Origin of the sequence: Aurantimonas sp. 22II-16-19i, from assembly GCF_002088275.1 — a bacterium.
In the GTDB taxonomy this organism is placed as follows: Bacteria; Pseudomonadota; Alphaproteobacteria; order Rhizobiales; family Rhizobiaceae; genus Jiella.
This window is the reverse complement of the sequence record NZ_AQQS01000006.1, coordinates 90,372-106,035: the sequence shown is the minus strand read 5'-3', so window position 1 is coordinate 106,035 and position 15,664 is coordinate 90,372. Positions and strand designations below refer to the sequence as shown.

11 protein-coding genes are annotated in these 15,664 nt (G+C 63.7%); 9 read left to right on the top strand and 2 right to left on the bottom strand.

Annotated features, from left to right (window positions below):
* Positions 1-12 precede the first annotated feature (12 nt).
* The 9 genes from ATO4_RS07460 to ATO4_RS07425 all read left to right on the top strand — a co-directional run bounded on the left by ATO4_RS07460 (position 13) and on the right by ATO4_RS07425 (position 15,000).
* On the top strand, positions 13-2,574 hold the full coding sequence (locus tag ATO4_RS07460; protein ID WP_139802307.1) for a hypothetical protein: 2,562 nt from the start codon (positions 13-15) through the stop codon (positions 2,572-2,574).
* Entirely contained in the window at positions 2,544-4,703 is a 2,160-nt protein-coding gene (locus ATO4_RS07455; protein ID WP_139802306.1) for a hypothetical protein, read from the top strand. Before ATO4_RS07460 ends, ATO4_RS07455 begins: the two co-directional genes overlap by 31 nt.
* Positions 4,704-4,710: 7 nt before the next feature.
* Positions 4,711-10,569 (top strand): DEAD/DEAH box helicase, encoded by a 5,859-nt coding sequence (locus tag ATO4_RS07450; protein WP_083590805.1) that lies wholly within the window; start codon positions 4,711-4,713, stop codon positions 10,567-10,569.
* A complete protein-coding gene (locus tag ATO4_RS07445; RefSeq protein ID WP_083590804.1) occupies positions 10,566-11,507 on the top strand; it encodes a DUF3883 domain-containing protein in 942 nt (313 codons plus the stop codon). Before ATO4_RS07450 ends, ATO4_RS07445 begins: the two co-directional genes overlap by 4 nt.
* A 143-nt stretch (positions 11,508-11,650) precedes the next feature.
* The gene (locus ATO4_RS07440) at positions 11,651-12,469 is read left to right on the top strand and encodes a metallophosphoesterase (protein WP_083590803.1); all 819 of its coding nucleotides are present in this window, start codon (positions 11,651-11,653) and stop codon (positions 12,467-12,469) included.
* Between the two features lie 5 nt (positions 12,470-12,474).
* Positions 12,475-12,813, top strand: a complete 339-nt coding sequence (locus ATO4_RS07435; protein ID WP_083590802.1) for a hypothetical protein — start codon at positions 12,475-12,477, stop codon at positions 12,811-12,813.
* 26 nt (positions 12,814-12,839) lie between these two features.
* Positions 12,840-13,010 (top strand): hypothetical protein, encoded by a 171-nt coding sequence (locus ATO4_RS27660; protein WP_176222892.1) that lies wholly within the window; start codon positions 12,840-12,842, stop codon positions 13,008-13,010.
* A gap of 99 nt (positions 13,011-13,109) precedes the next feature.
* The gene (gene soxC, locus ATO4_RS07430) at positions 13,110-14,393 is read left to right on the top strand and encodes a sulfite dehydrogenase (RefSeq protein WP_083590801.1); all 1,284 of its coding nucleotides are present in this window, start codon (positions 13,110-13,112) and stop codon (positions 14,391-14,393) included.
* Positions 14,371-15,000: a cytochrome c gene (locus tag ATO4_RS07425; protein WP_245308618.1), complete on the top strand. Its 630-nt coding sequence runs from the start codon at positions 14,371-14,373 to the stop codon at positions 14,998-15,000. The genes soxC and ATO4_RS07425 overlap by 23 nt, the downstream gene beginning before the upstream one ends.
* A gap of 92 nt (positions 15,001-15,092) precedes the next feature.
* Here ATO4_RS07425 and ATO4_RS28055 read toward each other — a convergent pair whose 3' ends face one another.
* The gene (locus tag ATO4_RS28055) at positions 15,093-15,245 is read right to left on the bottom strand and encodes a hypothetical protein (protein ID WP_210191037.1); all 153 of its coding nucleotides are present in this window, start codon (positions 15,243-15,245) and stop codon (positions 15,093-15,095) included.
* A 117-nt stretch (positions 15,246-15,362) separates the two neighbouring features.
* Positions 15,363-15,548: a hypothetical protein gene (locus ATO4_RS07415; RefSeq protein WP_139802305.1), complete on the bottom strand. Its 186-nt coding sequence runs from the start codon at positions 15,546-15,548 to the stop codon at positions 15,363-15,365.
* Positions 15,549-15,664 lie beyond the last annotated feature (116 nt).

Here is a 15,664-nt window from a genome sequence, read left to right as displayed (position 1 = left end):
GGGGGGAAGCAGATGCCGTCTGCCGTCGAATGGGAGGATTGGTGTCTTGAGACCTTCTTCCTCAACGCCGCCGTCGACGGACGAATCGACGCGATCGAGATCGACGACGGGAAGATTATCGAATACTCTGGGGCTCATGATCTGGAGGGCGCTCACCGCCAGTTCCTTTCCGTGCTCCCGCCTCTCCTGGACGACTATCTGAAGGGCGAAGTCAGCCCCTCGTTCCGGGCGGTTGGCAAGGCAGCCCATCGCTCTCTTGGGGAGAGCGAGGCACGACCAAACTTCGTACGGATACTCATTTTCTTTCTCTGGCTGCAGATCACCGTCTCGAAGGACAAGGACGAGGGAGACATCAGAAAGATGGCGACCGCCGCCCTTGGACGACAGTCGCCTCAAGATCTTGTCGGCCTCCACAACATGTGGATCGCATTGGCCCGGTGGCTCAAGAAGCATCGGGACATCCTTCTCGAACTCCCAGATCACGGCAACGAGACGCACGTCGGAATCACTAAACGGCTCGCCTTTCCGACGAAAAAGGACCTCGATCTCCTTCGCCGAGTTCGAGACGATGGTTATTCACGAACCGACCTCCGGTCGATCAGCCGCCGAATTGCCGGCGACAGCTACTTCGACCGCACATCGCCGGCGTTCCGCCGCGCCTTCGAATCCTGGCGTACCGCGGCGAACGTCGATGAGGAGGCTGCGAGGGAACTTCCCTTCATGAGCGCTTGGACGCGCGTGCTGGCGGAGAAGGAATTCGGCACGAGCATCGTGTTGTCCTGCGACGAATTCGGGGAGATCGAAGTCCAGAAAATCCTCGCTGACGGAAGATCGCGAACGCTGCAGTCCGATCGAGAACTTCGTCAGGCATGTCGCAAGCTCAGTGGTGAAATCGCCAAGGCCGCGGGTGTCGGCATGCTGACGCTCCAACGATCCGGCTTGGCGTCATGGATTGTGAGCGAAGGAGACCGCACGGGCGAATGCCTGATCTCGGAAGCGGCGCTTGGGAGATTGACGCCGCTCGTGCGGAGCAAAATTCAGATGCGTGGCGAAGTCCGCTATCTGTCTTGGCGGCTGTGCAATGTCGGCCAGCGGAAGGAAATCGGGAGCAACACCCCCCAGAACCCATCCCTTCGCTTTGTAGACAAGGTTCGCGTCGGCGCTCGGGGAACTTATCTGGGGCGGTGGCCGATGACGCCGCGCGTCGTCTTTCCAGGAGGCCGACAGCCCGTCCTCCTGATCGAGGGGCAGTCGTATGAGAGCACGTCGATCGGCGACCGGATCGCGAGCTTTCCTCCAGGGGTATGGAACGGGCCGGTAGGCGCCCAGGCAGGAAGTCAGGCAACGACCGTCACCCTTCGGGGAGACGCGTATCCCCATGCCGACGAGGACATCCGCTACTTCGATCGGTCGCGCCATCTACCAGAAGACGGCATTTTCCACGACACGCAGCCGAAAGATCCAGATCTCCTGACGACCGGAACTTCCGGATCAGGAATCGAACCTGACCCTCGTTTGATCGCGCTACAGGAAGCCTTGTACGCCCGCAGCGCCCGAACCATGACACTTCAGGCGGCCGTAGACATGGCTTCGCGCGTCGCCTCTACCGAAGGCGCGCCCGACGTATGGGCACTCGTCCGCCTTTTCGTCGACAGCGGATGGTTCGACCTCCCGTACGTGTCCCAGGTGCCTGCGCGAACGCTGGTGCAAAGACGCCCCAGCTATCGTCCTCGCAAGAAGGCCGATCTCGAAGGTGTCTCCATCGAGGGGCCGATGCCGGTCTTACTGGAGGAGGCGATCCGTCGGAGGGCCGGATCTTTCGATTTGACCTTCGAGCGAAATCTTGGACTCACGGCGTGGAGTCTCCCAAAGCTCTGGGTGGGATCGAGCGAGAAAGATGCCCTTCAGGAGTTTCTCAAGTCCAGCGATCTCGAAGAACTTCGCGTTGCGACGGTCCTGAAGAAGTCGAACGAGTGGTCGGACATCGGCGTCGGTGACGACTTCGAGCGGACCGGCACCTGGGATTCTGCGGAAGTCCGATTCGGCGGAAACTACGCAGCCGAGCCGTGGCCAAGGTTCGTGCGGATGGACCGCCCTGCCAGAGACACCAACGCACGATACGTGGTCGAGCACGATGCGGGTCAGCGGGAAACGTTTGGCTCCGCGAACCTCGCTCTCCTTCGATATCTGGACTTGCGAGAGATTACTGCCTTCGAGGCGTCCGGAGACAATATCCGGACGATGCACCAGCGCCACCGGCTTCCGTCGGCATGGGCGCGGTGGCTGGCCACCGTCCATCTCCGCAATTGCGCACTGGAGCCGAGTGACGGCGGATGGGCCTGCGTCTATCCGGCCTCTCCGGACTCCGCGCTCATACTCTCGAAAATTTACCCCGCACTGCGTGTGAAATCGAATCCGCAGGCATCCGAATCAGGCATTCTTCCATGGATGGAACGGACACGGGTCCGCCTCGCAAGAGATCGTCGTCCGATCTGGCACGACGGGAAATTGAGGGCGATCCACGATCTCTCAGGCTTGCGGACATGCTCACGAGAACCCCGCGAAACAAGATGATCTGCAGGCTCCGGGAACGCGCAAGCTTCGACGCCGTGATCGTCGAGCCGATCCGCGCGTCGGACTCTTCCGGCAACGACCACGGCCCCGTTCCCTCGACACCCTTTACGGTTCGATCCGCGGTCCTGCAGAGCGAAAGCCTCGGAACCTTCTGGGACATCGAACTCGACGCGGAGAAAAAGCCGTCGGTCGAACATACGGCCCCCGACGCTTCGGTTCTGCTCGCGCGGCCAGCAGGAACGCAGCATTTCCATTCGTCGGTTTCGCTGCCGACGAAGTCTTTCGCACTTCCCGACGGCGGTCAGGCCCGGACCGTCCGAACCGCCTCGAGGCTCGTCGTCGCGCTCCTCCCAGATCGCTCCGCGCAAAGCCCGGCCTCGGCGCTGCGGCTCGACGGAATCTTGGCCCCTTCCGCGATCGAGGCAGATTTCGTCGGGATCGGCCCTGATCTATTCGTGAGACGTGACTCGCTGACCCATCGGTCGGGCAGATATTTCGCGCCGGAGCGGCAGGTGGGCCTATTCCCCGCGTTCGCTCTCTCTGGACGACACCACGACATTGCCTTGTCCGGCAGAAGTCTGCGGATCTTCATGGACGATCCGAGCATCCAGAGCCGCCCCGTCGACATCAGGACCGGAGCGGAAAAGGATCAGGCGCTTCGCGATCTTCTGGATAAAGCGGCTTCCTCCGGACGATTCGACGCGGGGGATCGAGAGATACTGGCGCGAGCCGCGCACCTGGTCGACGCGCTTTCCTCGGAGGGCCTCGCCGCCGAAGAGTTGGAGGTCGCGAGAGCGACCTTGGCAGACATCGTGGACCGCACCCCGATCATCGAAGCGCTACCCAAGCTTCTACGTGAAGACCCCGCCTTCTCCGAAGACCTCAGGTCGTCCGCGGAGAGGGCCCGGCAGGAATCGATCGAGAAGATCGAGGAGGAGTTCACCGGCCCCCGGCGCGAAGCGGAGACAGAACTTGCCGACGCCCGGCGGGCTCTGGAGGAAGCGAAACGCGAACTGTCCCTCGCAGCAGAACGAAGCCGAGCCTATGCCGACGCCACGACATCGGCCATGGCAGAGATGAAGTCGAGCATCGAGGAAGCCGTCATCGCATTCCTCGGCGAGAGCGCGATGGATCTCGCGGCCCGCGTGTCCTCGCTCGAATCGGGCGGATCGCGGCGGGAAACGTCTCCCGACATCGATCTCATAGTCGACCGCCTTTTGGACACTCCCGACTCGCTAGCGCGAGTCGCGTCAGCGCTCGCCTCGGCGAAAGCCGAAACAGAGAGAACGGAGCGCGGATCTCGGCCGAAGGCCTCGAGCCCTCAGGACCGGGCCGGAAGTCTGAGAATGTGGGCCTACGACGCTCATATGCAGTTTGCCGACCTGATGATCACGTTCGTCGCGTCGATGACCTGGCGTGTCCCGACGCTGGCCGGACCTCACCGGGACGCCGCCGCAGAAGCGATCTGCAACGCCGTCGGCGGTGGAGAACACTACGTCGTGCACTGCGATCCGACGATGGTTTCATTCGCCGACCTGGTGGGCCGGAAAGGTGATTTCTTCACCCCCTTCAGCGATGCGATCGAGGAGGCGACGGAAAATTCCGACATTCTCGTTCCGGTCCTGCTGCGCAACATCAACTACGCGCCGTGTCAATTCTGGCTGCAGGCGCTCGCCGATCGCAAGGACGGCTATCCCCTTCCGCGAAACCTTGTGGTGATTTCCACACTGGCCGACGACGGAGGAAGGGTTGGGATCCCCGAGGCGCTCTGGGACCATCTGGTGCCGATTGCGGCAAGCCGGCCATCCGGAGATGCTCCCACATCGGCGCTGCCCGACGCCCAGGCATACAAGTCGATGCAGTGGACGCGCGCGAAAGCCGGAACTGGTCCCATCCCGGAAGGGCTGATGCAGGCAGCGCAGCGTGCTTGTAGAGCGGCGTGCGGCGCGACTTTCGACACGTCGATCGCTCATGACGGCCATTCGCTCCTGACGACTGCGGCCGCGTACCTCGATCTGGATCCCGACGACATCAGACTCGGATTCGAAGCCGCACTCCATTGGAAGCGGCGGACGGAACGGTCGGACGACGAACTGATCGCGAAGGCGATCGACATACTGAAAGGCTGAAGACCGAATGTACGACCCGATCGGCGGCTTCGAGCGCTCGAAACAGTTTCTCATCTCCTACATCGAGACCGCCTTCCGGATCGACGATCCCGACGTGGCCCGAATCCGCCGAGCGATTCTGGAGAAGCCGGGCACGCTCTCATTGGATCCGATCCTGGAGATGGTCCCCCGATACAGGTCGGCAGACACTTCGATCGAAGAACTGGTCGGAGCGGCCGGCGATCGATATCTCGGCGACATGCCTCTCGCACAGCGGCGCGCCTTCGTTGATCTCGTGCTTTCCGGACTCTTCGAAAGTAAGCTCGACGCTAACGGCCGCCGGGTCGGCGCCTACGCCCCGTATGCGCACCAGTTGCAGATGCTGGCGAGGGGGCGGGTCGACGGCCATCCTGGCATCGTGACGTCCGGCACCGGCTCGGGAAAGACCGAGTCGATGATGTTGCCAGTCCTGGCACAGATCGCGTCGGAAGCGGTCTCGTGGAGGGCGCCGTCTCGCGAACTGGGGACACGCTGGTGGGAGGACGGAAACAAGTTCGCCTACCAGCGCGGCGGCGAACGCCGTCCCGCTGCCGTTCGTGCTCTCGTCCTCTACCCGATGAACGCGCTCGTCGAGGATCAGTTGACGCGCCTGAGGAAAGCGCTGGATTCGCCTGCCGCACGCTCCGTCCACGAAGGCCACTTCGCGGGCAACCGCATCTATTTTGGGCGATATACCGGCGCGACGCCGGTTACCGGGTTTCTCGATCACCCGCGGCCGGTGGAAGACTACGAAAAGAAGCGGAAGGAGCGGAAGATCCGTCAGCTTCGAGCGAAGCTTCAAGAGGCCGACACGCTGCAGACCAGGGTCCGAGAGGACGACGAGAACCGCCTGAAGGCGGATCCGACCGCCGACGAGAACCGGTATCTCTTCCAGTCTCTCGACGGGGCGGAGATGTACAGCCGGTGGGACATGTACGCGTATCCGCCGGACATCCTGGTGACCAACCAGGCGATGATGAGCGCCCTGCTTACCCGCGAAATCGACCGCAGCATTCTCGACAAGACCCGCGAATGGCTGCACGGAAGCGTCGACGCTCGCTTTTTCCTGGTCATGGACGAGCTTCATCTCGTCAGAGGCTCGGGGGGAGCGGAGGTCTCGGCTCTCGTCAGACTTCTCCTACAGAGGCTCGGCCTCGACGAGCCGGAGCATAGGCACAAGCTGCGCATTCTCGCGTCGTCCGCGTCGCTGCCGGTCGACGAAGAAGACGTCGCCGAGCGCAGCCTGAACTATCTGACGGACATGTTCGGCTCGGCCGGCACACATGGACGTGCTGAGAAGGAGACGCGTACCAAGGAGATCTGGAAAGAATCGATCGTGAAGGGCGAGGCGATCAAGCCTTCCAGCCCCGGCGAGGCCAATGTCGACGCCCCCACGCTGGTGGAGCTTTCCGAAGAATTCGATCGGGAGATCATCGACTTCGCACGGTGTGGCGCCGCAGTCACGGCAGCCGCCAATCGGCTGTCCGGATTGACGGGCCGGGCATCTCTCGAGGCGGCCGTCACGGCAGCCGGCCGGCTTCTCGGATCGATCCTGGCGGACCGGCCCGCTCCCGTATCCGAGATTGCGGAGAAAATCTGCAACTCGGACGGTTCTCGGGTCGTTCGCGGCTTGATGCTGCTTCGCGCGATCCCGGACATGCCTGACCCGATCCTGCCGGAGACGCTCAGGCCCTCCAAGCGTCTGTTCGCCGAGCTTCCCAGCTTCCGTGGGCACTTCTTCTTCCGCAGCCTCGAGGGACTGTTCGGCTCGCTCACCACCAGCGACGATACAGGCTTCAAGTGGGCAAGCCCGGACGTCGAGCGCGGGGTAGGCTTCGATACCGGAGAGGGGAGCGAGCGGCTCCGCCGCTTCGAGATGCTCTACTGCGAAGCCTGCGGAACGCTCCTCGTCGGAGGACGTCGCGGCGGCGACGGGGCAAAAACCAACAAGGTGTCGCTTCTCCCGACTCCCCAGGCATTGGAAAGTCTTCCGGAGACCGCGTCGACGGGCCGCTTCGAGGACTCCAGCTTCTCCGAGTACGCGGTGTTCTGGCCAAGCCTCGTCGCGCCGTTGCCGGACGATCCGAAGTACCACTGGTCGAAAGCTTCGCTGGATCAGAGGACCGGTGTGGTCTCGGTCGCCGAAGTCGCTGGTCAGATTCCCGGCTACCTTCTCTCCCACCGCTCCAGCGGCAGGGATACGCATAAGCGGTTCGACGACTCGGCAGGCACAGCCGTCCCCTACTGCTGCCCGAAATGCGGCGCGGACTACTCGACTCGGCGACTTTCGGAAAACGCTCTTCGGCGTGAGGGAAGGCTGTCCCCGATCCGTAGCTTCCGGACTGGTTTCAACAAGTTTTCTCAGTTGCTGGCGAGTGAACTCGTCGGAGCCCTGAAGATCCAGGGTGGCGACGGGAAGCTCGTCGCGTTCTCGGACAGTCGGCGGGATTCCGCCAGTCTTGCGATGGAACTGGAAGAGGCGCACCAACGAGACCTCCGTCGCGAGCTTCTCGCCATCGAAGCAGAACGCATCGCAGAAGGACAGTCCTTCACCGCGGACGATGCGATTGCCCTCGAATCGGCCGAGGCAGAAGCCGGTAGAGCCTTCGCCGAAAGGCGCTTGGGCGACCTTGAGGGAATTGCCAAGCGTATCAACGATCTCGAAAAGAGACGGGACAGCGCGAACTTTCCTGTCGCAGTTCCCCTCAAGCACCTCTTCGAGTTCAACGAGGGCGCCGACCGCGAGCATGGAAAGCTGAGGCCGCTTCTCTCGACGCTGGTCGGCCTGGGTGCCAATCCGATCGAGGGCGCAGACACGAAGCGGAGGCTGCTCGGCAAAAGGCGGTGGGAAGAGAACTTCTATCGCCATGAAGACGGGACGTACCGCTGGAAGCAGAGCACGGACGCGAGCGACGCGAAGAAGCTCGATGACGCTCGCTCGCAACTGGAGCTTCAGCAAAGCCCGGAGGCCACGGACCTCCTGTTCAGCAAGACCTATTTCGCGATCGAGGAGACCGGTCTCGGCTGGCCGAGCTTCTACGGGACCCAGGCCTATACGGACGAGTTGGACCGCAAGGACGCGTTGCTCCGAATGTTCGGCGACGCGTACAGGATCGTGCCGAACCGGTTCATGAAGGTCGAGGACGCCAAGCCTTGGGATAGCTGGCATGACGTTTCAAGAAGCCGACGCTTCCGCGAACTCGCAAGATCGATATTCGGAACCGACGCGGCCGCGGCACTTGTCGTAGAGGAGTTCCTGCGAGAGATCGACACGGCCGGTCATCGCAACGGCAAGATCGACGTCCGCAAGCTCTTCCTTCGTCCGACACGTCCCGGCGATCCGTTCTGGCGCTGCGAGAGGTGCTCGAGGGTTCATCTGCACAAGGGCTTCGGGCGATGCACCCGTTGCGCCGAGCCGCTGCCGCAGAAAGCTTCCGGGGTTGTCGACGAACTGCGCGACGGGAATTTCCTGGGTGCGCGTGTCGTCCGAGCCATGAAGGGCGGAGGCGAGCCGTTCCGCCTGCGCTGCCAGGAATTGACCGGTCAGACCGGAGATCCGAGCGAACGCCTTCAGCAGTTCAAAGGGATCTTCGTCACCAGGCAGGGCGAGAGCGCAGGTGCCTTCGATCTCCGACGAAGCGCGCATGAGATCGATCTTCTCTCGGTGACGACGACGATGGAGGTCGGCGTCGACATCGGAGCGCTCCAGGCGGTCTACCAGGCGAACATGCCGCCGCAGCGGTTCAACTATCAGCAGCGCGTCGGTCGGGCAGGGCGTCGTGGTCAGGCGTTCTCGTCCGTCTATACCGTCTGCCGCAGCCGCTCCCACGACCTGCACTACTTCCGAAACCCTGTCGCGATCACCGGGGACGCACCGCCGCCGCCCTTCCTCACCAACGGGTTGACCGATATTCCGGCGAGGCTTCTGCGAAAGTTCTGGATGATCGCCGCCTTCGACGTCCTGCGCGAAGAAGCAGGCGACGAATGGGCGGGCGACGATTTGGTACCGGGAGACTTCCACGGCGAGTTCGTGAGGTGCTCCAAGTATTTCGCGTCCGACGAAGAGTGGCCGCGCAGGCTCTCGGACGCCCTGGACACGACGGAGGGACATCGCCGCAAGCTTGCGAGCCTTCTCGCCTCCTCGTGTTCGGTGGACGAGGGGGATCTTCTGGGACTCGTTTCCCGGGACGCGCTTCTCGGCGCCATCGCAGGCATGGAGGAAGAGTTCGGTCTCCAAGCCACGGGCCTGGCCTCCGCGATGGCGGAGAACGGCCTCTTTCCGCTCTACGGAATGCCGACGCGCAGCCGGAATCTCTACCTTGAGATGGATAAGCAGGGGAACGGCGAGTTCGACGGCTGGGACACGATCGACCGGGATCAAGATATGGCGATCTTCGACTTCGCCCCTGGGAGCGTAGTCGTCCGGGACAAGGAGCGGCATCTCGCCGTCGGTTTCACCGGGGAACTTCCCGATCTCTCGTCACACAAGGAAGTAGACGTCGCGCCCTACGGCAACTGGTACAAGGACAAGTATGTCCTCGGCTACTGCTCGGCGTGCGGCAACTGGCAACGCGACCTTCTCGAATGCGCCGTCTGCGGCTCGTCGATCGACGAGGCGAATCGGCGTGCATGCATCAGTCCGGCGGGATATCGAACGGACTTCTCGCCGCGCCAGGACGACGTCAGGGTCGGCGGGCGCCGGAGCCTGAAGCTGTCGAGCATCGGCACCTTGCAGGAGCCGGATACGACCGGGAATCTCGACGTCTACTTTCAGGAAGTCACCGAGATTCACACCGTCAATCCGGGCCCTGAAGTGCCGGAAGGCGAGCCCTACGGGTTCTCCGTGCGTGAAGTCGTGGACACGCAACCGGTCAGGGGGTTCCCGAAGCGGCGGATCTTCGGCCGCGAGGTCGATACGGTGCTGCTCGACCAGGCCGTTCAAGGCGATCTCGTTGACGATCGTCGCTTCACACTTTCGGGGGATCCGCTTGTCCACGGATGGCTAGCGTCTTCGAAGCGGACGAATGCCCTCCAGATTTCGCCCCGCTACCTGAACCCGGCTTTGCGGATCAGGGAGATCGACTCTTCGCCCTTCGGCGAGCGTCTGCCGGAACTGACCAGCATCCGGGCGGCCGCGATCACCGCGACTCAGATGGTGGTCCAGCGCGCTGCGCTGGATCTCGACGTCGCACCGGAGGAGTTCGAGATCCTGTCGCCACGCTCGGCCAGCGGACCGGACGGCGGCATGAGACCGTTCCTGCAGATCGCCGACAGTCTTGCCAACGGCTCGGGATTTTGCCGTCATCTCCAGACCGGCGACAATGCCGTGCCACACCTGATCCGCAGCATGCTGGACGAACGAGACGTTTGGCCACGCAAGGCCTTGGAGGCGAAGAGCAGTACGCACGATCACAGGAAATCCTGCGACACGTCGTGCTATCTATGCCTGCAGAGGTATGACAACCGGAACTATCACGGCCTGCTCGACTGGCGCTTGGGGATCTCGTACCTGCGCGCCTTTTCGGACGCCGGCTTCATGTGCGGGCTGGACGGTCGCTTCTCCGAAAACTTCGAACTCGAGGACTGGCCGCGGATGGCCGCCGCAATGGCAGACGAAGTGGAAAGCTATGTCCCGGGCCGCCGTCGGCGAGCGATCGGCAAGCTCGACCTTCCGGGCTTCACGGTCGATCGCGATGGAAACAGGTGGGCGGTCGTGGTTCACCCGTTGTGGTCGTTGGAAACTCTCAGGGAGCGCCTCGACATTCCCGAGGATGTCGCGCTCATCGATACGTTCGAGCTTGCACGACGGCCTCTGGCGGCGATCGATGTCGTAAGGAACGGTACGTGACAGACGTAGCTTCGGGGGAGGAAGATGAGAAGGAGGTTCCGTCCAAGAACGGGACCGACTGGTCGGACGAGGACAACGACTTCCTGGTTGAAACGTATCTCAGGATGATGCGACTCGAGCACGATCGTGTCGACTTCATCAAGTCTCATATTCGCCAGGAGGCGCAGGACCGGCTCGAGAGAACCAAACGCTCCGTCGAGTTAAAGCTGATGAACGTTTCAGCCGTACTGTCCGAACTCGGATTCACGCACCTGACCGGATACGCCAGGAAGATGAACTTCCAGCAGAGTCTCTTTGCTGCCATCGAACGGCGTCTCGCCGGCTATCCTGCCGACCTCGAGTTTCTCGAGAACTTCTCTCCGCGGAGCGACAGGCCGTCGCCGAAGCCGGGCCGAAAGGCGGACGCTACGTCCTTCGACGTCGTAGAACCGATACCTCCTCTCAGGAACGCGTCAGCAGAACAGATGGAGGCGCTGTCGCGGCTGGTCCGGAAGTTCGACCCGGCGGCGCGGGACGCCAAGAACAGGATCCTCGGACTGCGTGGCGAACAGTTCGTCTTCGACTTCGAGCAACAGAACATGATCGCCGAAGGAAGGCGGGATCTTCTGAGCGAAGTTCGATGGGTTTCTCGCGATGAGGGAGACGGCCACGGCTATGACATCGTCTCCGTGGACCCGCAAACGGAGAAGAAGAAGTTCATCGAGGTGAAATCCACGCGTGGATCACAGTATGTGCCCTTTTTCCTCTCGCGGAACGAAATCGAAGTCGGTGAGAGGACCGAAGGCTGGCAGATATACCGCGTGTTCGACATCGGGACACGATCTCGCTTGTTCAAGCTGAGGCCCCCGCTCGACGCCTGCACCAGAATGAGACCGGAAACCATGAAGGTCTGGCCTTTCTCGACTCTGGAAAGCAGCAGGAGTATGCCTGACGCATGACCTACGAGACGAGAAAGCCCGTCGTGATGAAGAGGACGCCGCAGCGCTGACGCTGCCGGCGATCACCATCGTGCGCCCTCATGACGGGCGGCTTTCCATCTCCGCCGGGCTTCATGCACCGGCCAGTCTCGAGGTCCGGCGCCATGAATCTGCGCCTTCTCATCCTGTCCGATCTCCACCAGAACGACGGCGGCCGACCGTTCGACCCCGCCACCGAGATCACCGCGCCGTTCGACGTCGCGATCGTCGCCGGCGACTGCGCCGGCCGGCTGACGTCGTCGCTTGCCTGGCTGGGCGAGCGTTTCCCCGGCACGCCGACGATCTACGTTCCGGGAAACCACGACTGGTATCGCGACGGCGGTCCGTTCGGCTTCACGATCGAGAACGAGCTTTCGGCTGGCCGTGATCTGGCGGCGCGGCTCGGGGTCACGCTCCTGTCCGACGACGCCGTCGAGATCGCGGGCATCCGCTTCCTCGGCGCGACGTTGTGGACCGACCTGCGCTCGCGGCATCACGCGACGAGGCGGCATGCGTTCGCGGACGCGAACAGGTGGATGAACGACTACCACTGCATCCACCGGAACTCGTCCACACGCCGTTCGCGCCGGATCACGCCGAGCGACACGCTGGACTGGCACCGAGCCTCGCGGCGGTTCCTGGCCGGAGCCTTCGCCGAGGATGCCAATCCTGCCCGCACGATCGTCGTCACGCATCATGCGCCGAGCCTGCGGCCGCTGTCGCTGCCGGACGATCCGCTGAACCACTGCTACGCCAGCGACCTCGAGCCCGAGATAGCAGCGTGGCGGCCGGCCCTGTGGGTCCATGGACACATCCACGCCGGCAGCGACTACACGATCGCCGGGACGCGGATCCTTGCGAACCCGCTGGGCCGGGCCGACGAGAACAGCGGCTTCCGAGCGGATTCGATCGTTTCGCTCAACGCGGCCGAAACCGATACATGACATGCATGCCCACCGCCGCATTCTTGCCCGACGCCGTCCGCAAGGTCATCGAGCGCCTTCCCGTCCAGTCGACGAAGGACGTGAAGGAGATGCGTCGCCGGGGCGAGGCCAATCGGCTCCTGGACCTGATCGAGGCCTGCGATGCCGAACTGGCGAAGCGCCCGATCGAGTACGACGGCGACACGGCGGCGAAAATGATCGAGGCCGAAGGTGTCGTCGAGAACTACGACCTCGCGTCCGCCACCCGGTATGCCTTCTCGAGTTCCATCCGGCGTCGGAGGACGAGAGGCGGATCCTGTCCTGGATCGCCGCCAACCCCGGCGGCTCCTATGCCGATGCCCTGAAGGCCTACGGCAAAGGCGATCTCTCCTTGGCGATCGAGCACCTGGTCTATGACCGGTTCGGCTGCTTCCGGCGGTTCGTGGAGGATCATGAGGACCAATCATCCGTCCTCATCCAGAAGGAGCGCGGTCAGGGGAGCGTACGCTACACGCTCCGTCCTGCCGTGTTGCCCGTGCTGAGCGAACTGGGACTCGTCTAGACCGCCGCGGCCCGCATCCGACCGCCAGAGGCCGCCGAAAGTCGCGTGACGCTCGGTGATCCCTGCCTAGTTGTTCTTGGAACAATCAGGGAGGAACCGATGGTCAAGGACAGCAGGCAGACATTCGATCCGGGGAGGCGGCGCGTCCTTGCGACAGCCGCGCTCGGCGGGGCGGCGCTGGGCGGGGCCGGGATCCTCGGGACGCGTTCGGCGATGGCGCAGGCGGCCGGGCCGCTGGTCCCGCAGTCGATGCTGGAGCAGGGGCAGCCGATCGTCACGCCGCCCTACGGCGTTCCATCGCCGTTTGAGAAGGACGTGGTGCGCCGCCCGACGGACGGGACGCCGACCGACCTGTCGTCCTGGAGCTTCACGCCGCTGCAGGATCTGCACGGGATCATCACGCCGAACGGGCTGTTCTACGAGCGCCACCACAACGGCGTGCCGACGATCGATCCCGACCAGCACGAGCTGATGATCCACGGTCTGGTCGATCGACCACTGATCTTCACCATGAACGACCTGATGCGGTTCCCTGCGGTCTCGGTCGTCCACTTCCTCGAGTGTTCGGGCAACTCCCTGTCGGAGTACGGCAGCAAGCCGGCCGCGAACGTCCAGACCTCACACGGCCTTCTGTCCTGCGTCGAATGGACCGGCGTGCGCCTGTCGACGCTCCTCGACGCCGTTGGCGTCAAGCCCGAGGGCAAGTGGATCCTCGCCGAAGGCGCGGACGCCGCGGCGATGACCCGCTCCATCCCGATGGAGAAGGCGCTCGACGACGCGCTGATCGCCTTCGGCCAGAACGGCGAGGCGCTGCGACCGGAACAAGGCTACCCGGTGCGCCTCCTCCTGCCGGGCTTCGAGGGCAATATGAGCATCAAGTGGCTGCGGCGGCTGAAGGTCGGCGACAAGCCGTTCGAAACGCGCGAGGAAACCTCGAAATACACCGACCTGATGCCAGACGGGCGCGCCCGGCAGTTCACCTTCACCATGCAGGCGAAATCGGTGATCACCAGCCCGGCCGCCGGCGGCATGATCGAGGGCGGCCCGGGGCCGGTCCAGATCTCCGGCATCGCCTGGTCCGGCGCCGGCCGGGTGAAGAAGGTCGACGTCTCCGTCGATGGCGGGCGCTCCTGGGCGGAGGCGACGCTCGACGGGGAGCCGCTGCCGAAGGCGCTGACGCGATTTCGGCTGCCTTGGCGCTGGGACGGCTCGCCGACGGTCATCGCCAGCCGGGTGACCGACGAGACCGGCTACGTCCAGCCGACGCGGGAGGACCTCATCTCCGAGCGCGGCAATGCCTACACCTATCACTACAACGCCATCGCGCCGTGGAAGATCGGCCAGAACGGGGAGGTGACCAATGCCTATGCTGCCGGAGCTTAAGACCGTCGCGGCGCTGGCCGCCGGGTTCGTCGTCGCTTCCACCGCCGTCGGCTTCGCTCAGTCGGCGGCCAAGAGCACGCCCGACCAGCCGCTCGGGATCGGCTCGAAGCCGTCGGCCGACCTGGTGAAGGCCTGGAACATCGACATCTCGCCGGATGGCCAGAACCTGCCGGACGGCAGCGGCTCGGTGGCGGACGGCAAGGAGATCTTCGCCAGCACCTGTGCCGCCTGCCACGGCGAGACGGGCGAGGGCGGCGAAGGCATGGTCGGCGGCCGCCTCGTCGGCGGCAAGGGCACGCTTGCGACGAACAAGCCGGTGAAGACCGTCGGCAGCTACTGGCCGTACGCCACAACGCTCTACGACTACGTCCATCGCGCCATGCCGTTCAACGCTCCGCAGTCGCTGACGCCGGACCAAGTCTATGCGGTCTCGGCCTATGTCCTGAATCTCAACGGGATCGTCCCGGACGATGCGGTGATGGACAAGAACACGCTGCCGAAGGTCGAGATGCCGAACCGTGACGGCTTCGAGCCGATGGACACGAAGACGCTGGCGAAGACGACTGCCTGCATGGAGGGCTGCGAGCCGCTCGTCGGGCCGCAATAGGGGCGCTGGCTCTGCCGTAGTTCGGCAAGTTCTCAGCGCATCGGAACCGGCCGTCCATCCCGGCGGCCGGTCGCCAAATTTCGATCACGAGGCTATCCATGCCCACCGCGGGAGGCGCTGCCGCGTCGGCTGCATTCGACGAGTTCCCGGATCCGCACGACAAGATGCTCGGCGACGAGGCGGCGAGCGTCTTCGTATTCCTGCCAGTCGACGCGCGGGCGGGTGATCGCGATCCGGGCCCGCATGTCCGGCGGGATCTCCTCCTCAGGCGAGAAGCAGCGCCGTCCGCATTTCATAGTCCACGGCGTCCGGCTCGCGGTCGGCGAAGCTGCCGAGTGGACGGCAGTGTCGTGCGCGTCCGCTCATCGCTTCCGCCTGACGTAGCCGGCCGAGATCTGCCGGATGAGCCGCTCTTCGATCTCGTGCTGCCCGCGGATCAGGCCGCGGACCGCCTCGCGCGGGTCGCCGCCGGCCTCCGCGATCGCGGCCTCGACCACGTCGTCCGGGACCTCCGGAAGATCGACCGTCGACTTCTCCGCCTTCGCCATGACGACCTCCATGAGAACCCCCGAGCAGAATCGGGGTTGACCGACAGCTAATGTTCTTATTACGTTCTCGTCCATGATCAAGCGCACGAAGATGACCGTAGCCGTCGTGGCAAAGT